The 25,257-nt window shown below is 38.7% G+C and carries 26 protein-coding genes; 17 read left to right on the forward strand and 9 right to left on the reverse strand.

The features are described 5' to 3' along the window. Positions 1-32: 32 nt before the first annotated feature. The 3 genes from C9J29_RS14655 to C9J29_RS14665 all read left to right on the forward strand — a co-directional run bounded on the left by C9J29_RS14655 (position 33) and on the right by C9J29_RS14665 (position 2,295). Positions 33-794 (forward strand): MerR family transcriptional regulator, encoded by a 762-nt coding sequence (locus tag C9J29_RS14655; RefSeq protein ID WP_089985573.1) that lies wholly within the window; start codon positions 33-35, stop codon positions 792-794. Between the two features lie 73 nt (positions 795-867). Beyond that, on the forward strand, positions 868-1,320 hold the full coding sequence (locus tag C9J29_RS14660) for a TraR/DksA C4-type zinc finger protein (protein ID WP_089985576.1): 453 nt from the start codon (positions 868-870) through the stop codon (positions 1,318-1,320). A gap of 45 nt (positions 1,321-1,365) precedes the next feature. Next, positions 1,366-2,295 carry a dipeptidase gene (locus tag C9J29_RS14665; RefSeq protein WP_008180338.1) on the forward strand — a complete coding sequence of 310 codons (930 nt, stop codon included), beginning with the start codon at positions 1,366-1,368 and terminating at the stop codon, positions 2,293-2,295. A gap of 14 nt (positions 2,296-2,309) precedes the next feature. On the opposite strand, the gene C9J29_RS14670 is transcribed toward C9J29_RS14665, so the two are convergent. After that, complete coding sequence (locus C9J29_RS14670) at positions 2,310-3,227, reverse strand: 1,4-dihydroxy-2-naphthoate polyprenyltransferase (RefSeq protein WP_008180339.1); 918 nt, start codon at positions 3,225-3,227, stop codon at positions 2,310-2,312. Positions 3,228-3,475: 248 nt separating this feature from the next. Here C9J29_RS14670 and C9J29_RS14675 point away from each other — a divergent pair, with 248 nt between their 5' ends. The 6 genes from C9J29_RS14675 (at position 3,476) to C9J29_RS14700 (ending at position 11,221) form a co-directional block, all read left to right on the forward strand. Next, the gene (locus tag C9J29_RS14675; RefSeq protein WP_089985579.1) at positions 3,476-4,861 is read left to right on the forward strand and encodes an isochorismate synthase; all 1,386 of its coding nucleotides are present in this window, start codon (positions 3,476-3,478) and stop codon (positions 4,859-4,861) included. Then, entirely contained in the window at positions 4,854-6,569 is a 1,716-nt protein-coding gene (menD, locus tag C9J29_RS14680) for a 2-succinyl-5-enolpyruvyl-6-hydroxy-3-cyclohexene-1-carboxylic-acid synthase (protein ID WP_090003235.1), read from the forward strand. The genes C9J29_RS14675 and menD overlap by 8 nt, the downstream gene beginning before the upstream one ends. Next, positions 6,566-7,375, forward strand: coding sequence for a 2-succinyl-6-hydroxy-2,4-cyclohexadiene-1-carboxylate synthase (gene menH / locus C9J29_RS14685; protein ID WP_107922369.1), 810 nt, complete (start codon positions 6,566-6,568; stop codon positions 7,373-7,375). Before menD ends, menH begins: the two co-directional genes overlap by 4 nt. Before the next feature lie 66 nt (positions 7,376-7,441). Further along, a complete protein-coding gene (menB, locus tag C9J29_RS14690; RefSeq protein WP_008180343.1) occupies positions 7,442-8,260 on the forward strand; it encodes a 1,4-dihydroxy-2-naphthoyl-CoA synthase in 819 nt (272 codons plus the stop codon). 215 nt (positions 8,261-8,475) lie between these two features. Next, positions 8,476-9,900: an o-succinylbenzoate--CoA ligase gene (locus C9J29_RS14695; RefSeq protein WP_090003233.1), complete on the forward strand. Its 1,425-nt coding sequence runs from the start codon at positions 8,476-8,478 to the stop codon at positions 9,898-9,900. Between the two features lie 142 nt (positions 9,901-10,042). Next, the gene (locus tag C9J29_RS14700; protein WP_043990723.1) at positions 10,043-11,221 is read left to right on the forward strand and encodes a transglutaminase domain-containing protein; all 1,179 of its coding nucleotides are present in this window, start codon (positions 10,043-10,045) and stop codon (positions 11,219-11,221) included. Here C9J29_RS14700 and C9J29_RS14705 read toward each other — a convergent pair. The 4 genes from C9J29_RS14705 to ytzI form a co-directional block, all read right to left on the reverse strand. Continuing rightward, the gene (locus C9J29_RS14705) at positions 11,215-12,234 is read right to left on the reverse strand and encodes a metal ABC transporter solute-binding protein, Zn/Mn family (RefSeq protein ID WP_107922370.1); all 1,020 of its coding nucleotides are present in this window, start codon (positions 12,232-12,234) and stop codon (positions 11,215-11,217) included. The two genes, C9J29_RS14700 and C9J29_RS14705, sit on opposite strands and share 7 nt — an antisense overlap. Positions 12,235-12,342: 108 nt before the next feature. After that, complete coding sequence (gene yidD / locus C9J29_RS14710) at positions 12,343-12,576, reverse strand: membrane protein insertion efficiency factor YidD (RefSeq protein WP_008180348.1); 234 nt, start codon at positions 12,574-12,576, stop codon at positions 12,343-12,345. Next, positions 12,573-12,734: a hypothetical protein gene (locus C9J29_RS24360; RefSeq protein ID WP_008180350.1), complete on the reverse strand. Its 162-nt coding sequence runs from the start codon at positions 12,732-12,734 to the stop codon at positions 12,573-12,575. The genes yidD and C9J29_RS24360 overlap by 4 nt, the downstream gene beginning before the upstream one ends. A gap of 51 nt (positions 12,735-12,785) precedes the next feature. Continuing rightward, entirely contained in the window at positions 12,786-12,932 is a 147-nt protein-coding gene (gene ytzI / locus C9J29_RS14715; RefSeq protein ID WP_094029594.1) for a YtzI protein, read from the reverse strand. A gap of 137 nt (positions 12,933-13,069) precedes the next feature. On the opposite strand from ytzI, the gene C9J29_RS14720 reads away from it, so the two are divergent. Then, positions 13,070-13,387 carry a hypothetical protein gene (locus tag C9J29_RS14720; RefSeq protein WP_008180353.1) on the forward strand — a complete coding sequence of 106 codons (318 nt, stop codon included), beginning with the start codon at positions 13,070-13,072 and terminating at the stop codon, positions 13,385-13,387. A 66-nt stretch (positions 13,388-13,453) separates the two neighbouring features. Here the strand turns inward: C9J29_RS14720 and C9J29_RS14725 are convergent, their stop codons facing one another. The 4 genes from C9J29_RS14725 to C9J29_RS14740 all read right to left on the reverse strand — a co-directional run bounded on the left by C9J29_RS14725 (position 13,454) and on the right by C9J29_RS14740 (position 18,005). Continuing rightward, positions 13,454-14,125: an AroM family protein gene (locus C9J29_RS14725; protein WP_089985593.1), complete on the reverse strand. Its 672-nt coding sequence runs from the start codon at positions 14,123-14,125 to the stop codon at positions 13,454-13,456. Then, positions 14,098-15,273 carry an amidohydrolase gene (locus C9J29_RS14730; protein ID WP_089985595.1) on the reverse strand — a complete coding sequence of 392 codons (1,176 nt, stop codon included), beginning with the start codon at positions 15,271-15,273 and terminating at the stop codon, positions 14,098-14,100. Before C9J29_RS14730 ends, C9J29_RS14725 begins: the two co-directional genes overlap by 28 nt. Continuing rightward, positions 15,270-16,340, reverse strand: coding sequence for an amidohydrolase family protein (locus tag C9J29_RS14735; protein WP_008180358.1), 1,071 nt, complete (start codon positions 16,338-16,340; stop codon positions 15,270-15,272). Before C9J29_RS14735 ends, C9J29_RS14730 begins: the two co-directional genes overlap by 4 nt. 63 nt (positions 16,341-16,403) lie before the next feature. Further along, positions 16,404-18,005, reverse strand: coding sequence for an ABC transporter substrate-binding protein (locus tag C9J29_RS14740; protein ID WP_089985597.1), 1,602 nt, complete (start codon positions 18,003-18,005; stop codon positions 16,404-16,406). A gap of 216 nt (positions 18,006-18,221) precedes the next feature. Here C9J29_RS14740 and C9J29_RS14745 point away from each other — a divergent pair, with 216 nt between their 5' ends. The 7 genes from C9J29_RS14745 to C9J29_RS14775 all read left to right on the forward strand — a co-directional run bounded on the left by C9J29_RS14745 (position 18,222) and on the right by C9J29_RS14775 (position 25,248). Beyond that, complete coding sequence (locus tag C9J29_RS14745; protein ID WP_008180362.1) at positions 18,222-19,184, forward strand: ABC transporter permease; 963 nt, start codon at positions 18,222-18,224, stop codon at positions 19,182-19,184. Between the two features lie 2 nt (positions 19,185-19,186). Further along, positions 19,187-20,053, forward strand: a complete 867-nt coding sequence (locus C9J29_RS14750) for an ABC transporter permease (protein ID WP_008180364.1) — start codon at positions 19,187-19,189, stop codon at positions 20,051-20,053. A 17-nt stretch (positions 20,054-20,070) separates the two neighbouring features. Then, positions 20,071-21,093 carry an ABC transporter ATP-binding protein gene (locus tag C9J29_RS14755; protein WP_043990724.1) on the forward strand — a complete coding sequence of 341 codons (1,023 nt, stop codon included), beginning with the start codon at positions 20,071-20,073 and terminating at the stop codon, positions 21,091-21,093. Beyond that, positions 21,077-22,084 (forward strand): ABC transporter ATP-binding protein, encoded by a 1,008-nt coding sequence (locus C9J29_RS14760; protein ID WP_008180368.1) that lies wholly within the window; start codon positions 21,077-21,079, stop codon positions 22,082-22,084. Before C9J29_RS14755 ends, C9J29_RS14760 begins: the two co-directional genes overlap by 17 nt. 54 nt (positions 22,085-22,138) lie before the next feature. Beyond that, positions 22,139-23,092, forward strand: a complete 954-nt coding sequence (locus C9J29_RS14765; protein WP_008180369.1) for a DUF1177 domain-containing protein — start codon at positions 22,139-22,141, stop codon at positions 23,090-23,092. Beyond that, positions 23,085-24,353, forward strand: a complete 1,269-nt coding sequence (locus tag C9J29_RS14770) for a M20 family metallopeptidase (protein ID WP_090003230.1) — start codon at positions 23,085-23,087, stop codon at positions 24,351-24,353. Before C9J29_RS14765 ends, C9J29_RS14770 begins: the two co-directional genes overlap by 8 nt. A 133-nt stretch (positions 24,354-24,486) precedes the next feature. Beyond that, complete coding sequence (locus C9J29_RS14775) at positions 24,487-25,248, forward strand: IclR family transcriptional regulator (RefSeq protein ID WP_043990725.1); 762 nt, start codon at positions 24,487-24,489, stop codon at positions 25,246-25,248. The last annotated feature ends 9 nt before the right edge of the window (positions 25,249-25,257 follow it).

Consider the following 25,257-nt stretch of genomic DNA (forward strand, 5'->3'; position numbering starts at 1 on the left):
AAGTTTACAGTAGCAGTAATGGAGGTGAAAACATGGAATATACAATTCAAGAACTTGCCCAATTGTCTGGTGTAAGCACGAGAACTCTGCGTTATTATGATGAAATTGGGCTACTGAAACCAGCTAGAACCAATGAGGCGAGCTATCGATTTTACGGTCAATCGGAAGTCGATTTGCTGCAGCAGATTTTATTTTACCGAGCATTGGATATGAAGCTAGCAACTATTCAGGATATTATTCAAGCTCCTCATTTTCAACATTCCGAGGCGCTAAAGTCACATAAAGCTGCTCTGCTTAAACGAAAAGAACAGCTTGAGACGATCTTACAGACGGTAGAAAAAACGATATTATCAATTGAGGGGGAAAGACCTATGTCAAATGAAGAAAAATTTAATGGATTTAAAGAAAAGCTAATCGAGGATAATGAAAATAAATATGGTCAAGAAATTCGTGCCAAATATGGAGATAAAACGGTAGATGCTTCCAATGCTAAGCTTATGAATATGACAGAGGAACAATTTCAGGCAATGCAGCAATTGGAGCAGCAAATGTTTGAACGTTTAACAGAGGCAATGGGGTTGGGAGACGCAACAAGTGATATTGCAATGGAAGTCGCAGAGCTCCATAAACGATGGTTGAGCTTTTCATGGAAAGAATATTCTAAAGAGGCACATGTAGGACTCGCTCAAATGTATATAGCAGATGAACGTTTCACCGCTTATTACGACGAGCGTAGTGTAGTGGGAGCTGCACAGTTTTTACACGATGCAATCGTAGCTTATACGAGTAAATAAATAAACCTTCCTTATGCTGATGTTTTAGAAACAATAAATTAGGAAAAAATGAAAGCATAAGGAGGAGATTTTTTTGGATCAACAAGTTATGCAAAAATTAAAAAGACAATTGGAGCAAGAATTACAAGAAATCGAAAAGCGAATAGATGAATCAGAGCGTCCCCAAGCGACAGAGCTATCTAATTATGATAATCATCCAGCTGATAATGCCAGTGATTTAACGGATCAGCTTACAGAAATGGCTATTGATGAGCATCGTGGCGACAATGCAGAGGAAATAAAAGAAGCTCTTCAAGCAATGGCTGACGGAACATATGGCGAATGTACTGTCTGTGGTAAAGAGATTCCAATTGGACGTTTAGAGGCTATGCCACAAGCTCTGACATGTGTCGAGCATGCGGAAAAGAAAGAGGATAATTTACGACCAGTGGAGGAGGAGGTGCTTTCTTCAACACCAAGATCGGATGATTTTATAGAGCTTGAAGAATTTGGTTCTTCTGATACACCACAGGATAAAAATCAGTAAGTATTTTCCTTACTAAAGCAGTATAATAGCTGTAGAGGTGAGAAGATGAACATTATTGATTTACATTGTGATGCACTTTTGAAATTAACAACGCTTGAAGCGGCTAGTTTTGCAGAGGATGTGCGTATACACGTCAATCAAAAAAGACTGCAGTTAGGGCAAATAAAAGCTCAAGTATTCGCCATCTTTATTGACCCAGCGATCCCTCAAAACCAACAATTTCTTGAAGTCATTCGCCAAATGGAAGCATTTCATACCCATGTTTTACAAACAGAGGGCATGGTGCATATTACAGATTGGGCACAGTTAGAGCAATTGGCTCCCCATGAAATAGGAGCTATCTTAAGCTTAGAAGGTTGCAGCGCAATTGGCGATGATTTAACAAAGCTAATTGCTGTACTTGATGCAGGTGTCAAATTAGTCGGTTTAACGTGGAATGAGGAAAATGCTGTTGCCCATGGAGCGGAACAAGATGCAAGTCTTGGATTGAAGCCATTTGGTAAAGAAGTCATTCAACTATTAAATGACCGTGATATTATTATTGATGTCTCCCATCTAAACGAACAAAGCTTTTGGGATGTGTTACCGTTAGCAAAGCATATTATTGCTAGTCATAGTAATGCACGAGCATTATGTGATCATCCCCGTAATTTAACAGATGCACAAGCGAAGGCCCTTGTAAAATATGGAGGGCATATCCATGTTGTTTATTATCCACTCTTTATTGGTGGTCAAGATGCAACGCTAGAACAATTGGTAAATCATGTGGAGCATTTCGCCAATTTAGTAGGTGTCGAGCATATAGGGTTGGGCTCAGATTTTGATGGCATAGATGTGACCGTAAAAGGATTAGCTCATGCGGGAGAGGCTCAAAATTTATTAGAGGCATTACGAACTCGCTTTTCAGAGGAAGAGGTACATGGCATCGCTAGTCAAAATTTCATACGGTATGTAAAAAAAGCAGCAACCCGATAAGGCTGCCGCACTTTTTAAAAGAAATAATCAATTAATAAACCAATTCCTAATAGGAAGCCGAAGAATGTATTCGTTTGCGCTGTATATTTCATCGCAGGCATCACTTCTTTGGCTTCTTTTTTATCTCTGAATATTTGAATGGCACGCAATGGTTTAGGGATACTTAAGAAAATAATCAAAGCCCAAAAAGTAATGCCATCAATTGCAACAAGGGCGATCACCCATAAGTATGAAACGATAAAAAATCCTGATAGCACGGAGATTGCATTATCACGTCCTACCAAAATAGCCAATGTTTTGCGTCCACCTTCTGTATCGCCAACAATATCACGAATATTATTGGATAGCATAATAGCGCCAACTAAAATCATACTTGGAACGGAAAGTAAGACGGCATCCAGTGTTACTGTAAGCGTTTGAATATAGAAAGCAATCAAAACGATTCCCATTCCCATTACTGCCCCAGAAACAATTTCTCCAAAAGGTGAATAGGCGATTGGATATGGCCCACCTGTATATAAGAAACCAATCAGCATACAAACTAGTCCGACAGCAGCTAACCACCAAGATGTGGAGGCACATATGTAAATGCCAAGTAGCATGGCAATAGCATAAAAGCTTAGCGCAATCATCATAATCGTTTTTGGTTGTACACCATGACGGACAATCGTTCCGCCAATTCCGACAGAATCCTCGTTATCTAATCCTAATTTGTAATCATAATATTCATTGAACATATTCGTTGCTGCTTGAATAAGCATACTTGCAATGAGCATAGCAAAAAATAGTCCAAAATCAATTGTTTCTTTTTCAATTGCTAGTGCAATTGCTGTTCCTAGGAATACTGGAACAAATGAAGCGGTTAAAGTATGTGGACGTGTTAAATGCCACCAAACTTTAAAACCCCTATCAGCTTCAATGACTTTGGTCATAAGGTCTTTCTCTCCTTCAAATGTTGTCGACTCTTCTTATTTTAAACGAAGATTGAGAAAATGGGTAGGTTCACAGCTTATTACATACTGTAAAATGAAAAAAAGTGATACAATAGAACATGCATTTATGAACTGAAAATAAAAATAGGGTGGATAGCAACAGTACGAATGACACGGTTGCCAGCCCATAAAATGATGTATTTTCGCCATCATTTATTATGTACACTGCAACAACGGAGGTAATTTTCATGCAACAGAAGTGGTACCAAGCCACAGAAGTAGAAGTGGACTCTTTGGGCCAAAGCCTTCATTTTTATATGGAAACAATGGAAGTGAGTCACCTATCTGCATTAGCATTTTATGCAGCAGGTGAAGAGTGCTATAAAGGTGAACGATTTTATTGGCAAAATAGAGAAAAAACAATGACATTAGTTGGGCTAGGACATGCCCATACCATTCAAAATAATAAAAAAAATGATCGTTTTGATGCTGTAGAAGCTGAATGGAAGAGTTTAACAAAGAACTGTCTGAAAGGACAAAGCGAGCTCCAACCTATTTTGTTTGGGGGCTTTACATTTGATCCACAAAATAATGTTGCTGGGGAATGGACGGGTTTTCCAGAGGCTTATTTTGCATTAGCGACTTTTCAGCTTGTCATACGAGATGATAAGGCATATGTGAGCATTCATCTTCTGACACAGGATCGGCATGGTGAGGCTCAGTTTGAGGCATTGAGAAAAGAGCGAGATCATTTAGTTCATGCCGCACAGGTTAAGGAAGTGAAAACGTATTCAAAGCCTGAAATATCAAGCTACTTTGAGCCTTATAAAGATCCTTATTTAGCTTCTATTGACCAAGTGACAGCTTTAATTAAGCAAAAGAAAGCGGATAAGGTTGTTATTGCACGATCACTTGCACTGCAATTTAAAGAGGAAGTAACTGCTCCACAAGTGCTGTCGCAAATTATCCATGAACAACCAGAAAGTTATTTATTCGGCTTAGAGCATGAAAATCTATTGTTCTTCGGAGCATCACCTGAGCGCCTTGTAAAAGTGGAGGATGGTCGAGCATTTTCTTCATGTGTTGCTGGTTCAATTAAGCGAGGAAAAACAGCAGAAGAAGACGAGGCTTATGGACAAAGCTTGTTACAGGATCCAAAAAACGGAGGGGAACACCAATATGTTGTCGATATGATTGCTGACACATTCCGTAAAAATTGTGTGGATATCACGCTTCCTGAAAGTCCACGTCTATTAAAAATAAGAGATATTCAACATTTATATACACCTGTCGAAGGTCAGCTCAATAAGGATGCTACGATATTACAGCTCACAAAAACTTTACATCCTACTCCAGCATTAGGAGGAGTACCACGTATGGAGGCTTTGGCAGCTATTCGTAAGTATGAACCGATGAATCGAGGCTTGTATGCTGCACCAATTGGCTGGTTAGATGCAGAGGGAAATGGAGAATTTGCAGTCGCGATACGGTCAGCGGCATTGCTTCATGATAAGGCTTATTTATATGCCGGTGGAGGTATTGTAGCAGATTCAGAACCACAATCTGAATATGATGAAACATTAGTAAAATTCCGTCCAATGCTTCGTGCGCTAGGAGGACAATTACATGAGTGAACGAAAAATTTTAACAGATTATGTTTATAAAATGGTCGCGTCGTTAGTACAAGTTGGGGTAGAAACTGTTGTCGTTAGTCCAGGCTCACGTTCAACACCTCTTGCCTACGCGGTCGCTTCTACAAAACAAATAAAAATGTATCGTCAAGTAGATGAGCGCTCAGCTGCTTTCTTTGCTTTAGGGCTTGCGAAAGCTACTGCTAAGCCTGTTGTTCTCTTATGTACATCCGGTACAGCAGCAGCAAACTACTTTCCTGCAATTGTTGAGGCAAACTATGCTCGTGTGCCGCTAATTGTCATCACAGCTGATCGACCACATGAACTACGAGAGGTAGGTGCACCGCAGGCAATTAATCAGCCTCATTTATATGGTTCACATGTGAAATGGAGTGTAGATTTTCCATTAGCAGATGGTGCTGCTCCTACATTGCCTTTTATCGAACGTCATATTGCACGAGCAGTAGCAATTGCTACCAGTGCGCCTTTTGGACCAGTGCATATGAATGTTCCTTTCCGAGAGCCTTTATTAATTGATTTACAGGATGAATTGCCAACTATGACATTTAAACATAGCAGCATGGGACAATTAATCCCAACAAGCGCTGCTATGCAGGAACTTTCCTCTATTTTAAAGTCGACTAAAAGAGGCTTTATTATTGTTGGAGAATTAGCACTTGGCACGGACCTAGCGTTTGTCTGGGAATTTGTACGTCAGTTGAAATGGCCAGTCCTAGTAGAAAGCTTGTCAAATATGCGTGCAGCTGTACCAGAGGATTGCTTACCATATCTCGTGACAACCTACGATGCCATTATGAAGAGTGAGGATTTTAAGGCACTTGTTCAGCCGGATACAGTTTTACGTATTGGGGCACAGCCTGTTTCAAAATTTATCATGCAATTTATTACAAAAACAGAGCCAAATGCTTATGTCATTATTGATGAAGATCCTATGTTTAGAGATGCTACTGGCGTATCTACACATTTTATTCATGCAAATATCGATCAATGGTTAACACAATTAGCCATTACTAACACTGCATTTGAGGAAGCATACTTAGCCGAATGGCAAAAAGCCAATCAGTTGGCTGCTACTTATATTGAACAGTATTCAGAGATAGAAAAAGATGAAGGTGCGATGGTCAGTCGTTTACTGAAAATGATTCCTGATGGTAGCGATATATTCGTTAGCAGTAGTATGCCAGTGCGTGATATTGATACATTTTTATTAGCAACACCGAAGGATATACGTTTCTTTGCGAATCGTGGGACGAATGGGATTGATGGAGTAGTATCTACAGCATTGGGCTTTAGTGAAGGAAATGACCGAGAAACCTATTTATTAATTGGTGATTTAGCCTTTCTACATGATGTGAATGGGCTGATTGCTTCTAGATACCAAGAATGTAACTTAACCATTATTGTGATGAATAATGATGGTGGAGGTATTTTTTCTTATTTACCTCAATCAACAGTAGAAGCCCATTACGAGGATCTTTTTGGCACACCGACGGCACTTGAATTTCATGATATTGCCCATATGTATAATATGGATTATATACGAGTAGATACTATCTCTGAATTATCAGAGAAGTTTTCATCAGACAAAAAACGGCCTTTACGCTTAATTGAAATATTTACAGATAGAGCAGAGAACGTTCAGGCTCATCGAGCGTTATGGAATCGTATTAATGCGGAGTTCAAAGCATGACGAGCTTATTAATCCGAGGACTTAAAACCCATGTGGACATATGGAATGAAAACGGTAGCTATACATTAGTTGCTTTACATGGATTTACGGGAAGCACTGCTACCTGGTACAATTTGGCACAATCCTTGCCGGATGTCCGTGTTATTGCGATTGATTTAATTGGGCATGGGCAAACAGCTACTCCAGAGCAAATTAAGCGTTTTTCAATGGAGGAACAATTACAGGACTTAGAGGAATTGTTTTGTCAGCTCCATATGGAGAAGTTTACATTGTTGGGCTATTCAATGGGAGGCAGAATTGCATTATCTTATGCCATTGCGTTTCCTGATCGTATTCAAAAGCTTATTTTAGAAAGTGCATCTCCCGGTTTACGAACAGTAGAAGAACGACGTGAACGTAGTGAGAGAGATGACATTTTAGCACAAAAAATCATCACTAATGGGTTAGTCTCTTTTGTGAATTCATGGGAGAATATACCGCTTTTTGCATCACAGCGTCATCTTCCTGCCACTGTGCGAAAGGCTATTCGTGCAGAAAGACTTTCACAGAGGGAAGAAGGATTGGCTGGTAGCTTAAGAGGGGTTGGAACAGGAACCCAGCCTTCGAATTGGCACCTCTTGGACCGACTAGAAATATCTGTACTCCTGATTACGGGTTCATTAGATGAGAAATTTTGTAAAATTGCACTAGAAATGAAAGCGCTATTAAAAACTGTTAGGCATATGACAGTAATTGATGCTGGACATGCAATTCATGTGGAAAATCCCGCTGAGTTTGCTACAATAGTAGAGGAGTATATAACGTAATATTATACTTGTTACGTTAGCGCCTCGATAATAACGAGACGAATTTAGAATATAGGAGGCAATTCAATGACACGTCAATGGACTTCATTACATACTTATGAAGATATTAAGTATGAGTTCTATAACGGAATCGCAAAAATTACGATTAATCGTCCAGAAGTGCGTAATGCATTCCGCCCAAAAACGGTTATGGAAATGATTGATGCATTTTCACGTGCACGCGATGATAAAAATATCGGTGTAATTATTTTAACAGGTGAAGGTGAACATGCCTTCTGCTCAGGCGGAGATCAAAAAGTTCGTGGTCATGGTGGCTACGTAGGAGACGATGAAATCCCACGTCTAAACGTTCTTGATTTACAACGTTTAATCCGTGTAATTCCAAAACCTGTAGTGGCAATGGTTGCAGGCTATGCAATTGGTGGAGGACACGTATTACATGTTGTTTGTGATTTAACAATTGCTGCGGACAACGCTCGCTTTGGACAAACAGGTCCAAAAGTAGGGTCATTTGATGCTGGTTACGGTTCAGGCTATCTTGCTCGTATTATTGGACATAAAAAGGCCCGTGAAATTTGGTACCTTTGCCGTCAATACGATGCACAACAAGCGCTTGATATGGGCCTAGTTAATACAGTGGTTCCTTATGACCAATTAGAAGATGAAACTGTTCAATGGTGTGAAGAAATGCTACAAATGTCACCAACTGCATTGCGCTTCTTAAAAGCAGCGATGAATGCAGATACAGACGGCTTAGCAGGTCTTCAACAAATGGCTGGTGACGCTACACTTCTTTACTACACAACAGATGAAGCAAAAGAAGGTCGCGACGCTTTCAAAGAAAAACGTCAACCAGACTTTGGCCAATTCCCAAGATTCCCTTGATTTATTAGCTAGGGTGCTTGTAAAGCTCGTATCTATTAGAGATACGAGCTTTTTTGTATGCCTGGGAAATTGGTAGTGGCGTAGAAGCAAAGTGACGGATAAAAAGGCAAAAGTGATGGATAAAACAAAATTATAGCGTTTTAAAAGCAAATGCATCACGAATAGACAAGCGCTAGGGTAAAGCGTTAAGATGTAGGGTGATTGGAGTGACAAATATGTATCCGAATTGGATTATACAGCGTGCCTATTTAACACCGTTACGTAAGGCATTAACTTATAAAGAACAAAGTTGGACTTTTTTAGAGTTGAATGATTTATCTAGTAAGCGTGCTCGCCAATTAGTGGGACTGGGTATAAAGCGGGGTGATCGAATTGCCATCATGGGGCCAAGTAAACCAGAGCTTGTAATCACCATGTATGCTTGCTTGCATCTACAATGTGAGATGGTTATGCTAAATCGTAGATTGTCACAGGATGAACTTGGTTACCAGTTGGCGGATTCTGAGGCAGTTGCCGTATTGATTGCGGATGAAGATGTAAATAAGTTGCCTGCAAATACGGCTCATTATTTATTTTCAACGATTGAAGAGGGAGAAGAAGGTGCATTCGATATCGGAAAGGAATGGCCTTTGGATCAAACAACAACGATTATGTATACCTCTGGGACAACAGGCTTTCCAAAGGGGGTCCGTCAAACGGTAGGTAACCATCAGGCTAGTGCAACGGCCTCGGTTTTAAATATTGGCCTACAGGCTGATGATGTTTGGCTATGTGCTGTTCCATTATTCCATATTAGTGGATTTTCAATATTAGTGCGTTCACTGTTATATGGCAATCAAGTCTATTTATATGATCATTTTGATGTAGAAGCTATTACGCATCATATTATGAATGGTGAAGTAACGCATATGTCAGTTGTAGCTGTGACGTTGGAAAGAATTTTACATACGTTGGAGCAACATAAAGCTAAAGCTTCCTCCCGTTTTAAATTAATGCTTGCTGGTGGAGGACCAGTGCCAGCTGATTACTTATCGAGAGCACATACGTTAAACTTAGCTGTAGCTCAAACGTATGGTATGACGGAAACCTCCTCGCAAACAGCTACATTAGCAAGTGAGGATGCGATTCGGAAAATTGGCTCTGCCGGAAAGCCTTTATTTTTTAATCAAATCAAAATTGTAGAACCCAACGCGCAAGGCGAAGGAGAAATTTGTATTAGAGGACCCCATGTTACACCTGGCTATATCGGCCGTTTTGCACAAAAAAGCGCCACGCGAGATGGCTGGTTGCATACGGGAGATATTGGCTATCTAGATGAAGATGGTTATTTATTTGTCATAGATCGCAGAGCAGATTTGATAATTTCTGGTGGAGAAAATATATATCCTGCAGAAATAGAGAATGTGCTGCTCATGCATCCAGCTGTTAAGGAAGCGGGTGTATGTGGTGCCGATGATAAGCAATGGGGACAAGTACCGGTTGCTTTTGTTGTGTTGAATGAACAAGTATCAGTCGAACAATTACAAGCTTTCTGTCAACAGAGGCTGGCTAAATATAAGTTGCCAAAGGAAATTATTATAACAAACAGTCTCCCACGAAACGGAGCAGATAAGCTGCTTAGACGAAAATTACTACAATAAAATACATGTAAAAAAGAAGCCTTTTGTACACTAGGCTTCTTTTTATTTTGTAAATATTTGAACTTTTAGCATGAAATTAGTCATTCATTAACATAATAAAAAAGGAGAGGCATAAACTATTTAGTAAAGGAGAATGACTCATATGAGGAAATATATATATAATGCTGTCATTATATTATTTGTTCTACAAATGAGTCATGTGCAAGTTTTTGCAAACTATGAAAAAGATGATGTAGCAACTGCTGATTCAATTAAAACACTACAATCTCTCATTAATAAAGAAGTTACGCAGCTATCAACGGAATTCTCTATTTACTATACTGGTGACATATCTGATATTAAAGATGAACTAACAGACATTACGAAAGGTGCGATTCAAAACTCTTATATTTATACTAATATTTCTAGCTTTAAATGGAAGTATGATGGTTATAACAAAAATATAGCTATTGCTTTTACATTTACCTATCATCATTCACAAACAGAGGAAGCAATTGTCGAACAATCATTGACGGATATTATTGCACCTATGCAAGGATTAAGCGACATACAAAAATTACAGGCTGCACATGATTTTATTGTTCTAACTGCGGAATATTCAAAAGAAACAGAAGGAAGTCAATATTCCCCTTACACGCTACTGACAGAAAATAAGGGAGTCTGTCAGGCATATGCATTAGTGCTTTATCGAATGCTAGAAATGCTGGGCTTTGAGGTGCAATATGTACCTGGAAAAGTGGGCGAACAGCTCCATGCCTGGGTATTAGTGAAACTTGATCATAATTGGTATCATATCGATGTGACGTGGGATGATCCATTACCTGACCGGAAGGGGGAAGTACGTTATCAATACTTTCTAGTGTCGGATCGCCAATTATCACAGGATCATACATGGGATTATGCAAGCTTCCCGGCTGCAACAAGTGAGAAATATTCTGAAATGCAGGAAGTAACAAAAAGACAAAGTGTAACAACGCCTTTGCATGAAGGTTTTAATCCAAATAAGGGTATATCTATAATGGACGAAAATAGGCTAGCCAACAAACCATTCATAGAAAAGCCTACAAAACTTGTTTCACAAAACCAGAACGATTTAAACACTATAGACTCTTTTGATGTTAATGAATGGGCAACGATTTTAGTAGAAAGTATGGTGGCTTTCCTAGTGCCTCATTCAAAAGATATTCAAGTGTCCCAAACAACGAAGCGGTTCCTATCGATTGAGCGAACAGAAAAACGAATACCGCAAGAAAAATACGTCATAATAAAGGAGGTGTCCCATCCAATTTCGGGGCACCTCCTTCTTTCAATCAATTATTGACTGCTTAAAGCTTTATCTAATGTTTGAATGTTTTTCTTCATCAATGTGAAGTAAGTTTCCTTATTTTTTTCATCGTCGGCCGTTAATACACTTAAATTATGCAATACAAGTGATTCTGCACCAACTTCTTTTTGAATGACCTCTGCTAATTTAGAAGAGACATTTTGTTCAAATAAAATATAGTGAATATGCAATTCATTAGCTTTATCAACAATCGATGTTAGTTCTTTTTGTGATGGTTCATTTTGAGAATTTAAGCCAGCAATAGGTACTTGTGTTAGACCGTATTGACCTGCAATATAGCCGAATGCTGCATGAGATACAAAAAATGTTTTATTTTGTGCTTGATCAGCCATTGCTTTAAATTCACCATCTAAATCTTGTAATTCTTTTACCAATGCCTCGTAATTTTGATTAAAAGTAGATTCTTGAGCAGGCATTTTTTCCACCAACGTGTTTTTAATAGCAAGTGCTAAATCCTGACTAATTGTTGGAGACAGCCAAACATGAGGGTCTATATCGCCATGCTCATGATCATCGTGTCCATGTTCTTCTTCCGCATGATCGTGTTCTTCCTCAGTTGTAGCGTGATCATGGTGATCTTCTTCTGGATGAACATGACCTGTACTTGTAGCTAATTTTTCATCTGAAACTTCATCGGCAGTTGCCACCATTGTGACATCTTCATTCGCTAATGTTTTTTTAGCATTTTCAACAAAGCCCTCTAGTCCTAAGCCAATATAGAAAAAGATATCGGCATCTGCTAATTTCATCATATCTTTTTGAGTTGGTTCAAATGTGTGTTCATTGGCACCAGCCGGATAAATAGAAGAGACATCAACAAAATCACCGCCAATACGCTGTGCAAAATAGCTTAAAGGATAAACAGTAGTATAAATTGTTAATTTATCCGTCTCATTAGAAGATTTTGGGGAAGTAGATGATTGATCTCCGCAAGCAGCGGTAAACAGGGCAAAAACTGTGACTAGCAATAATACATAAACTTTTTTCATATAATATAATCCCTTTCTTAAATAGTAACCATTACGATTTATTTTTTAGAACAGTTATTATAATAACGCACAACTTCAAAAAGTACAAGAAAAAATGACCTCCGAAAATTAATTCTTTTTCGAAGGCCATTTTTCTGGCACTGGATCAAAGCCACCAGGATGAAAAGGATGGCATTTGGATATACGTGTAATAGTTAGAATAAAACCTTTTAGCGCCCCATGCTTTTGAAAAGCTTCGAGGCCATAAGAAGAACATGTGGGATGGAAACGACAAGTAGGTGGCGTCATTGGCGAGATGTATTTTCTATAAAACTTAATGAGCCAAATAAAGGGATATTTCATCGTTGTTCTTCCTCTTGTTGCGATGGAAATTGTTCTGGCTTTGCGTCAATTGTTTGCGTAAAGATATTATTTTTTTTCTTGATAATGAAAATGACAGAAAGACCGAACATTAACATCATCATAGCAATCATAATAATAATTGGTAATGGTACACCCATTGCTTTCACTCCAAATTCAATTAATAAAATTTATAAGTAATGAATGACTTGCTAGTTCTCCTCTTGATGATAGCTTTGTTTAGGTTTTTCATCAACGGTATGTTTAAAAGCATAGGCACGGTTGACACTGATAACTGTCGCAATAGTGATAATAATAACGATGATGATTGCGACGATTAAGAGCGTAGTTAAACTCATCATACTCACTCCGTTCTTTGTTCATCATACTTATTATAAGTGATATGGACATTTTAATTGTGAAGGAAGTTTGACATTCCAAAGAATAAAACAACATCATTCTCTCCATACTATGGGAAAAGGAGTGAATCGTAATGATGGATCGTCAACGTGTATATTTTTCACTTGCCAATAGAACCTATTATACGAATCCATATGCAGGGCCTTGGAATTTTGAACTGAATGTGGATCGACAAGCATTAGATGTTTTTGAGAAAATTTTTCAGCAAATGCAGTTGTTAGAAATTTCCAATGCATGGCGTGCACAGTTACCGTATATCCAATATCACTTAGATAGAGAAAATGATGAAATTGATTTAAGATTGATGAAAATTTATGCATTAGTTCATGAGTATGGAGATGAGGAAACGAAGTCATTTGTGGAGCAGCTACCTTATTTTAATAAGCGAGTCTAATGGGGTTTGATTTTCACTTTGAGTGTCGCCACTCTCAGTGAAAATCAATCACCTCAGTAGAGGATATTAACATATTGCCTTTAATATAGTAAAAACAGCTTCACGTGGAACGATGATAGGTATATTCAGTTGATGTTTAATCATATTTTTCATCGGTGTGGAATAGCCCATACAATCAAGAATGAGCAAATCAGCACCATCGTATTCTAATTGCTGTGCCTTTGCTAATAAATCGTGTGCATTAAAGTGATAAGGTGAACTTGCAGAGAAATTCACTTCAAAATGAGCTTTTTGCCATTTTTCTGCAACCGTTATTTGTTGATCAGGCTCAGGGCCTATTAAACCTATGGCTAATTCCGTATGAAGGCCTTTCACTAAATTAGTCATCATACGATCCGGGAGTAATAGATTTTTAATGGATAGTTTATTGGCAAAATCGCCTGTACACATTAGTAAAATCCAAGTAAAGCCATGGAGATCATGAAGGCATTGCTGAATATAAGGCATGAGCTTTGCTTTACTTAACCTTACCTGCTGACCATTTGTCAGGAGAGTCACTAAAACATCAGTGTCTTCCTGTGAGGGAGATAGCGCTGAAATTTCAGATGGAGATAGGGAATCAAGGACACCAAATTCATGAACATGGAGGCCATCTTGTTTTAAATGCTGAATATCCTCCGCCATATCTTTACGAGGAGCTTGACCAATAGTTACAATGGCAATTTTTGAGTGTTCCATTGTGCTTCCTCCGCTTCAAAATATTTTTCTCCGTTTACATAGGTTTGTAGTACTTTCGCTTCCGTTTCAAAAATAGGGTGAGACCACACAACAAAATCAGCATCTTTACCTTCCTCAAGACTACCAATTCGATGATCAAGCTGTACAAGCTTAGCGGCATGTATCGTAATGCTTTTTAAGGCTGTTTGTTCATCTAACCCATAACGAATTGCTTCAGAGGCGCAATACTTTAAGTACTGAATGGGTACAAAGGGATGATCCGTCATGATAGCAAAAGGAATACTATGCTCTTTAAATATCGCAGCAATAGCTGGTGTAGAATGCCGGGTTTCATATTTAGATGGGGTTAACATATAGGGACCAAGCGTTGCATGGAATCCACTATTTTTTACTGCATCAACAATGAGATAGCCTTCTGTACAATGCTCTAAATGGAGCTTCACATTAAATTCTTTGGCAATTCGTATAGCGGTCATAATATCATCTGCTCTATGGCAATGAAGACGAAGGGGCATTTCACCACGGAGTACCTCAATAAATGGTCGTAATTCCGAATTTCGGAATACCTCTTCAGCTTGCTCCTGTTCATTCAGCAGGCTAGCCCGTTGGAAGCCATCCCGTAGCAGTTGAGCAATCGCCATACGGGTCATTGGCTTTCGTTTATATTGATTACCAAAGACGTTCTTTGGATTTTCCCCTAATGCTCCTTTTAATCCACTTCGTTCTACTAGGACGCGAGAAGCGAGAGTGGGACCTGCTGTTTTCAGGATACTCCAAATACCACCAATAACATTGGCACTACCCGGACCAGTTTGTACAGTTGTCACGCCACCTTCGAGGGCATGCTGAAAGGAGAAATGGCGAATATCAACACTGTCTAAAGCATGCATAAGCGGCGTAAATGGTTCGCTATATTCATTAGCATCATTAATATCTTCAGTTACTTCTGCCCATGTTCCTACATGTGCATGGATATCAATTAATCCTGGTGTGACATATGCTCCCTGTAGATCGATTAAGTGCGCATAAGGGGGTATTTCTTTTGCTGGCCCTACATAAACAATGCGTCCATCTTCAACCCATAGCTGTTCAAAAAAATCATTTTGTTCATTGACTGTGAGAAACGTTGCATGATGATAAATTATCATTTTGACATACCTTCTTCCGTTGCATAAACTTTTTCCCCTTTAATAAAAGTAGCGATAACCTGTGCATCTAAATTTAATGGGTGCTTATCCCAAATCACAAAATCAGCATAAAGGCCATCACGAATAGCACCTGTTTTATGGGCAATGCCTAGGAAATTAGCAGCACCTGTTGTCAAAGTATAGAGAACATCGGAGCGTGACATACCTTCTCTAACAGCTAAACAACCTTCTAATGTCAGATGGGATGTGCTACTAACAGGGTGATCTGTACAAAAAACAAATGGAATTGTTTGAGTGAATAGCTGATGATACAGCTTTGGTGACAGCTCCATCATCTCATTATGCTCAATATAACGGAATGTCGGCCCAGCAATAACCGTATGGAAAGCTGTTTCTTCAACAAGAGGAATTTCCGTGCCATGAATAATATGAAAGTCAAAAGCATTATTAAATTCTTGTTGTAGTCGATGAATTAATTCAATATCGACAGCTTTATGGGCCCGTACAACAATCTTATGAATGGAAGGTTCCTGTTGTTGAATTTGTTGGAGTGTGTCCCTTAAGATTTTAGCGATGCCCATACGAGTCAATGGCTTTTTCTTTTCAGCAAAAAATGTACTTTTTGCCTGGTGTCCAATAGAAAAGGAATATGCAACATCTTTTGCAATCATCATTTCATCTACAGTTGTATGTGTATGATGAATGATAGCCGTTTTGGCACCAATTAAGCTTTTGGGAGAAGGAACAATATGCGATGCTGTAACCCCATGTGAGACAGACTTTTGAAAGGCACCATCAAAGGGGTAAATACCATCAATAACTGAATATTGTAAGTGCGATTCAAATTCATAGCTATCATCACCTTCCCAACGAATGCCAATTTCAGCTAAACCAATTTGTGAACAACTATCGATAAGGCCAGGAGTAATATAATAGCCATCTAAATTTATTTCATTCTCGGCAGTATGTGTAGCTTGTTCGAAATATTCTCCTTGCACTTGGAATGACTGTTTATCAAAGCTACGAGTGTCAGAGTTAAAGACAAGCCCATTTATATATCGAGTCATCGGATCAGATCTCTCCTTATGAAGAGAAAAGCGGAGACAAGAATCTCCACTTTTCTAGTTGAGTTATTTTGATAGGGATACGTTCGTACCATTTGGATGAACAATTTGAACAGAGTTATCAGCTGAAACTTCAAAGCCCTGTACATGTTTATTTACGCCTGCAACAGTTTGCGTTGCTTCTAATTCGATACGTGGAACATCCGCTAGTATAAGTTTTAATGCCTCTTGGTATAGTTTTGCTCGTTCTTCTTGTACGACTGTTTCGGATACAGCACGCTCCAATAATTTATCAACTTCTGGATTGCTGTAGCCTTTACCATTACCTAACGCTCCGATTTGATTTGTGTGGAATAATTGATAGAGGAAGAAATATGGATCTGGATACCAAGTCCAACCACCAATATTCATTGGAGCATTGCCCTTTGCTACTGTATCACTGTAAGTACCCCATTCAAGGACTTTAATTTCAACATCTATATTTAAATTTTTCTTCAATTGACTTTGGAAAATCGTTGCGTAAGGAACACGTGCCTCTGATACGTAAATCTCTGTTTTGAAGCCGTCAGCATAGCCGGCATCCGCTAATAATTTTTTAGCTTCTTCAGGATTATATTTCGGTACCATATCGACTAAGGATTTATCATAACCCCAAGAACCTGGAGGTAAAGGTAAATAGGAAACATCACCGCCACCCCATTGATTAACACCAGAAATGATTTCCTCAACATTTGTTGCCATATAAATGGCTTCACGTACACGCTTATCAGCAGTTGGGCCTACTTTATTGTTGAGATCCAGGTAAACAATGGATAAGCCCGGATTTGTTAACAGCTCAAGATTACTATCTTGATTGATAATTTCTCGATTTTGGCCTTTTACGTCCATCGCGATATCAATATCACCTGAACGTAATGCATTGGTCATCATATTTTGGTCGGAGATAAATTTCATTGCTAAATGGTCGAGATTTGGCTTGTCTCCCCAATAATTTTCATGGCGTGCCAGTTTTACTTCTTGGTCTTTTTTCCATTCTGTTAACTGGAATGGACCGGTGCCAATGAAATGCTCAGAAAATTTATCGCCCCATCCTTCAATCTCTTCTTTTGGAATAATGATATTCCCAGCATCAGTTAGCATAGCAAGTAGGGCAGCATTAGGAGTAGCTAAGTGAATCTCTACTTCATAATCAGATAGCACCTTAACCTCTGTCACGCCACTAAGACGATTCATAGCCGATTCTTTAGCAGAACGTTCTAATGAATATTTCACATCTTCAGCTGTCATCTCACGACCATCTTGGTATTGTCCCTTTTGGAATTTTACACCCTCACGTAATTGGAACGTATAAACTAACATATCATCTGATACTTTCCATTCCGTTGCTAATGAGGGAATGATATCCGACAGATCTTTGTTATAAACAACTAAAGTATCACCCATTTGACGCATTACCTGTGATTCATAAACCCCTGTATATTTGATCGGGTCAAACGTTTTGGCATTCGCTGAAAGACCAACATTTAATGATCCTCCAGAAGTAACTTCTCCATCTTGTTCATCTGATGAGTTATTTTTTTCTGTATTCCCACCACAAGCAGCTAAAACAGCAATCATTAAAGTTAAAAAGAAAAGTAGGAAAGATTTTTTTACGTTTATTTTCTTCATTCGTGCTAGCCTCCTTTATTATGTTTCACAATATGAACCGTTGATTCAAAAATGGTAGGTTCGAAATAAAAGTAGCACATTTGTAAACAAGAAGTAAATATAAAATTAAAAAAATTCAGAAAAAATATATTTACAAATAATTATCGCTAGGTGTAGTATTTAGTTATTCACAATATGAACCAATGATTCTAATAATGAAAAGGAGGTCTTAATAAGATGGGCTCATTTATTTTAAGAAGGTTAGTAAACCTTATTCCAACACTGTTAGTAGTTGGTATCATCGTATTTATTATCACGCGAATGATTCCCGGTGATCCGGCTTCTGTCATGCTTGGTCCCCAGGCTAGTGTGGAAGATGTAGAGAATTTAAGAGAAGAGCTGGGATTAAATAAGTCAATGCCTTCACAATTTATTTCATATGTAGGTGACTTAGCGCAGTTAAATTTGGGTTATTCCTATTCTTATAGTGAGTCTGTGTTGGGGCTTATTATCGAAAGATTCCCAAATACAGTTGTACTTGCACTAGCAGCCTTATTAATAGCTGTCGTAATTGGAATCCCCGCAGGTATATTGGCAGCTAGAAAACAAAATACGATCATTGATTATGTGGTCATGCTTGTGTCACTAGTAGGAGTATCCATGCCAATTTTTTGGTTGGGAATCATGCTTGTCTTATTCTTTAGTGTCAATCTTGGCTGGTTCCCTGCGACTGGAATGGGGAATATGAGTGAAGGTTTTTGGTCATATTTAAAGCATTTAATTTTGCCAGCCTTTGCTTTAGCAACAATTCCAATGGCGACATTCGCACGTATTACACGTTCGAGTATGTTAGAGGTCATTTCACAAGATTATATTAAAACAGCACGTTCTAAGGGCATAAAAGAATATTTGGTTATTGGGAAGCATGCGTTTAAAAATGCTTTAACGCCAATCTTAACGGTACTAGGTATGCAAATTTCTAATTTACTAGGTGGTGCCGTTTTAACAGAAACGATTTTTAGCTGGCCTGGGATGGGTCGACTGATTGTAGATGCGATAGATAAACGTGACTTTGTCGTTGTACAAGGTACAGTTATTTTCATTGCCTTTATCTTTGTCCTTATTAACTTAATCGTTGATGTGTTGTATAAGGTTGTGAATCCAAAGGTCAATCTAGAATCGAATGGAGGGAAGAAATAACAATGACTCAAGCAGTTGTCAATGAAACTAGAAAAAGAAATACATTGTTACGAAAGTTGCTTAAAAATAAATTAGCAACAATTGGGTTAGTGATTGTATCCTTGATGGCCATTGTTGCTATCTTCGCTCCATTAATTGCAACCCACCCACCAAATGAAATGACTGTTGGTAAATCATTTTTACCCATGAATACCGATGGACATTTGCTTGGAACCGATAACTATGGTCGAGATTTGTTTAGTCGTTTAGTTTATGGAACCCGAATATCTATGATTGTTGGAATTGCAGCAGTGTTATTTGGTGCTGTGTTTGGGACATTACTCGGTCTTGTTGCGGGATATTTTGGAGGCCGTAGTGATTCCATTATCATGCGCACGATGGATGGCCTTTTCGCCTTTCCATTTATTTTATTAGCTATTACGTTAATGACGGTATTAGGACAAGGGCTTGTAAACGTTATAGTCGCCATTGGTATAGCCAATATACCAGGGTTTGCTAGGCTTGTTCGTGGTCAGGTTTTAAGTGTTAAAGAAGAAGAGTTTATTGAGGTGACGCATTCTTTAGGGGCTACACATTCACGTATCATTTTTAGTCATATACTACCCAACTGTTTAGCTCCATTGATTGTCTATGGAACGATGAGTACAGCAGGCGCTATTATTTCGGAGGCTGCACTTAGCTTTTTAGGGTTAGGGGTACAGCCTCCAACAGCCTCATGGGGTAGCATTTTAAAGGATGGTAAAGACTTTTTAGTATTAAATCCTCAAATGGCGACATTTTCAGGTATCTGTATTTTATTAACAGTCCTTGGTATAAACCTGTTAGGAGATGGATTACGTGATGCATTAGATCCGAAAATGAAAGTTTAATGAAAGGGGATGGCGTCATGACTGAACGTTTACTAGATGTAGAAAACTTGACAGTAGAATTTAAGAGTGGTGGCTCTACAATGAAAGCTGTTAATGGAGTTAATTTACAATTAAATAAGAAGGAAACACTAGGAATTGTTGGTGAGTCTGGATCGGGAAAAAGTGTTACTGCCACTGCTCTCATGCGTTTAATTCCATCTCCGCCAGGAAAAATAACGAACGGAGTAATTCGTTTTAATGGGCGTGATTTAATAGGGATTTCAGAAAAGGAAATGCGGAATGTCAGAGGTAATGAAATGTCGATGATTTTTCAAGACCCTATTACGAGTCTAAATCCCGTTTTAACAGTGGGCAATCAAATTTTTGAAGTGATCCAAGCTCATGAGCATATATCCAAGAAGGATGCAGCAATAAAAGCTGTGGATATGCTGAAAATGGTAGGGATTCCGGAGCCAGAAAAGCGTTTGAAAATGTATCCTCATGAATTTTCAGGTGGAATGCGTCAACGTGTCATGATTGCTATTGCGCTTGCTTGTAATCCAAAGCTACTTATTGCTGATGAGCCCACTACAGCATTGGATGTAACTGTACAGGCTCAAATTCTTGATTTGATGAAAAAATTACAGCAAGAACATGATACGGCCATTATTATGATTACGCATGATTTAGGTGTAGTTTGGGAGCTTTGTGACAAAGTGAATGTCATGTATGCAGGCCGTACAGTGGAGTCGACTACAACAAGGCAGCTCTATGAAAAACCATTACACCCTTATACTTGGGGATTATTAGAGTCGCAGATTACGATGGGGACACAAGGACAGCAAAGGTTGCCAGCCATCCCAGGAAGTCCACCCGATCTAACCATGCCACAAAGCGGTTGTCATTTTGCAGCTCGCTGCCCGTTAGCAACGGATCTATGCCGTAGTACAATACCCGATTTAGTGGAAGTCCAGGACAATCATTTTGTAGCCTGCCATTTGCAATCAAAAGATCAAATTGTCGCTAGAAAGGTGGGGGTTTTTCATGCAACAGCCCAATGAATTGATCTTAAAGGTAAATAATTTAAAAAAGCATTTTCCTATTAAGAGCTCAATTCCTTTTAAAAAGTCCACACAATTTGTGAAAGCAGTAGATGGAGTAAGCTTTGAATTATTTAAAGGAGAAACACTTGGGATTGTGGGTGAATCGGGCTGTGGGAAATCGACGGTTGCTCGTTTAATCAACCAGTTAATAGCACCAACCGAGGGTATCGTTGAGTTTAAGGGAACCAATTTAGCAAGCTTAAATACGAAGGATATTCGCTCTGCACGAAAATCGATACAAATGGTTTTCCAAAATCCCTATGCATCCCTAGATCCTCGTAAAACGATTGAATATTTAATTGCTGAACCATTAGTGATACATGGGATAGGTGATGAATCATCACGTAAAAAGCGTGTCATGGAGCTACTAGAAACAGTAGGGTTGAGTGCTTATCATGCAAAGCGCTACCCCCATGAGTTTTCAGGAGGACAAAGGCAGCGCATTAATATTGCACGGGCGCTTGCACTTCAACCAGATATAGTTGTTTGTGACGAACCTGTATCCGCCTTAGATGTATCTGTACAGGCACAAGTAATCAATCTATTAAAAGATTTACAGAAAGATTTTGGTTTAACCTATATTTTTATTTCACATGATCTCAATGTAGTGAATTATATGTGTGATCGCATTGCAGTGATGTATTTAGGCAAAATTGTTGAAATGGGCACATATAAAGAAATTTATGATCACCCTCAACACCCCTATACACAGGCTTTGTTATCAGCTATCCCTAAGGAAAATCCTTTTGATACAAAGGAACGAATTATTTTAACAGGGGATGTTCCAAGTCCCGTGAATCCTCCGAGTGGCTGTGCCTTCCATAAACGTTGTCGTTTTGCCACAGACAAATGTGCAGAAGAGCAACCAACACTCGATACGGTGACAGCAACCCATCAAGTATCATGTCATTTATGGGAAGCTATTCAGCAAGAAGCATCTACAATATAAGCTTATAAATCATAATGAATAAAATTTTTTGATAGAAAAAGGAGCGGACTAATTATGTCATTGAAGCATGTTATGGAGTTATACGAGGTAATGGATAGTATGTATGTAAATGGTGAAGTTATGAAAGAGTATTTACACAATATTAATCCAGCAGCAGATGTAGTAGTTAAAACAATTAAAGGTGAAAATGGCTCAACCGATTTTGTCCGCGTTCTAGTGAAAGGTAAGAATGGTAAATCCTCAGGTGGCTATGCGCCTACATTAGGAATCATCGGTCGCTTAGGCGGTATTGGGGCACGCCCTGAAATGACGGGCTTTGTATCGGATGGAGATGGTGCACTAGCCTGTATGGCCTCCGCTGCAAAAGCGATTGATATGGCTTTAAAAGGTGACCAGTTAGAGGGGGATGTAATTTTCTCCACTCATATTTGTCCAACTGCACCCACTTTACCACATGAGCCAGTGCCATTTATGAATTCTCCAGTCGATATTAGCGTCATGAACGAGAATGAAGTGGAAGAAACAATGGATGCTATTCTTTCAATTGATACAACAAAAGGTAACCAAGTATGTAACCATAAAGGATTTGCCATTACACCAACAGTTAAAGAAGGTTACATATTAAAAATTAGTGATGATTTGCTTCAAATTTACACGCAATCAGCAGGTATTGCACCAGTTGTACTGCCGCTAACAATGCAAGACATTACCCCATATGGGAATGGTTTATTCCATATCAATAGTATTTTACAACCCGCTGTGGCGACATCAAGTCCTGTTGTAGGGGTAGCAATTACAACCGAATCTATCGTGGCAGGCTGTGCAACAGGTGCAACACATGTTACAGATGTAGAGAATGTTGTTCGATTTGTCTTAGAAGTGGCGAAAACGTACGGTGCACATAAATGCTCTTTCTTTGATGAAAAGCAGTTTACACATATGAAAAATTTATACGGTAGCATGAAGCATTTGCAAACTAAAGGAAATGAGGTACAAGCACATGAATGACTTACAAGCACTAAAATTGCAACTAGTAGATGAAGTGGAAAATCATCAAGAAGAGTTAATTGATTTTTGTTCGAAACTCATTCAAATTCCAAGTGTGAATCCTCCAGGAGATACGACTGAAATAACTGCCTTTATCGAGCACTATCTAAATGATGTAGGCATTGCTTACCAAAAATATGAGGCTGCGGATAAAATGTTTAATTTAGTAGCTTCTATTGGAAATGGTGAAGGCAAAGAACTTGTTTATTGTGGGCATACAGATGTTGTGCCTGTTGGAGACTTATCTAAATGGGATTTTGATCCTTTCTCTGGAGAAGTGAAGGATGGTTGGATGCTTGGGCGTGGTGCAAGCGATATGAAAGCAGGTTTAGCAGGTATTATTTTTGCTACAAAACTACTCAAGAAATTGAATATTGAATTGCCAGGAAAATTAACATTAGCCATTGTACCTGACGAAGAAACTGGTGGGGAATTTGGTGTTCCTTGGTTGTTGGAGCGAGGTTTAGTTAAGGGTGATGGATGTTTAATTGCAGAGCCTTCATCTCCATTAAATCCGACAATTGGGCAAAAAGGCTCCTACTGGTTTGAATTAGAAGTGCATGGGGAACCTGGACATGGTAGCTTATCACCTTTAGCGGGTCGTAATGCAATTAATGATGCAATCCGAGCTATTCAAGAAATTCGCACATTATGGGACATGAATATTGTCATTCCTGAAGAAGTACAGCCACTAATAGAAGTATCGAAAAAATATATGCGTGAAGTGGAGAAAGACCGCCTGAAATATCAAGAAGTACTAGAGAAAATTACTGTAAATATTGGTACAATTGAGGGAGGTACGAAGTCCAATGTTATCCCAGATTATTGTAAGGTACAGGTCGATTGTCGGTTACCATTCGGTATTACACAGGAGGAAGTAACGGAAATCTTGAAGAATAAATTAGATGCCTTAGACATTGAGTATTCGATCAGACGTTTTGGTTTCAAAAGTGTAGCCAATTATACCCCAGCTGAAAATCCCGTTTGCCAATCGATTGTGGATAATATTTCATTTGTAACAGGATTAGAAGCTTATGGTGTTATGCAATGGGCAAGCAGTGATGCTCGACATTTCAGACAGTATGATATTCCGGTTTTGCAATACGGCCCGGCCTATTTACCAAGCATTCACGGGTATAATGAAAAAGTGCGTGTTGAGGATATCGTACGCTGTGCAAAAGTATATATTACTGCTGCTATTGATTTCCTCTATCAAAAGTAAGAGATTAGCTACTCTCTTACTTTTGATAAAGTGATATCAGGTGCTGACGGCTGTTAAATCTTTCAATTAATCCCCCTTAAGAGAGGGATTTGCAGCCGTTTGTACAGATAAATAGATCAAAAGGATGAGAGATATGCTAAAGACGTTAAATTTATCAATTGCGGTTTTAAAGATGTTTACAAAGGAAAAGCCTGTATGGGGTGGTCGAGAGTTAGCGATGGCGATGAACATGAATCATACAAATTTATATCGCATTCTCGAAACATTTGAGAATAATGGGTTTATTACAAAGGATCCAGTAACCAAAAAGTACTCCTTGGGTATTGCATTATGGGAAATTGGTATGAATATGTATGATTCATTAAACATAGATCAGCTATGTATGCCTGTTCTTGATAACTTAAAGGATGTTACTGGTGAAACCGCCATATTTACAGTTTTAAATGGATTGGAAGCGTTAACTTTATTAAAAGCGGAGCCTGTGAATAAGGTGAAGTTTACTGTTTCAAGAGGAAGTAGATCTCCGCTTTATGTAGGTGCTTCCTATCGTTCTATGCTTGCTTTCCTAAGTGATGAGCAAATTTCTAAGGTTATTGATGAACCGCTAACCGCTTATACGACCAATACGATGACGAATGCAAATGACATACGGTTAGAGCTTGAAAAAATACGTAGCTGTGGTTATGCACTCAGTAACAGTGAATATTCCGTCGATGTATTGGCACTTGCTATGCCTATATTTAATAGTGATGAAAAGGTCGTAGCCTCTATCACTGTTTCTGGCCCTATCTACCGATTTACGGAACAACGAGTACCTGAATTTTTGGGTCCTTTAACAGATGCTAGAAATGAAATAGAAGGAATCATTCGTAGATATCATTTGAATTTTAATTAAGGAGTGCTA

The sequence above is a fragment of the Lysinibacillus fusiformis genome (genome assembly GCF_003049525.1).
GTDB lineage: Bacteria > Bacillota > Bacilli > Bacillales_A > Planococcaceae > Lysinibacillus > Lysinibacillus fusiformis.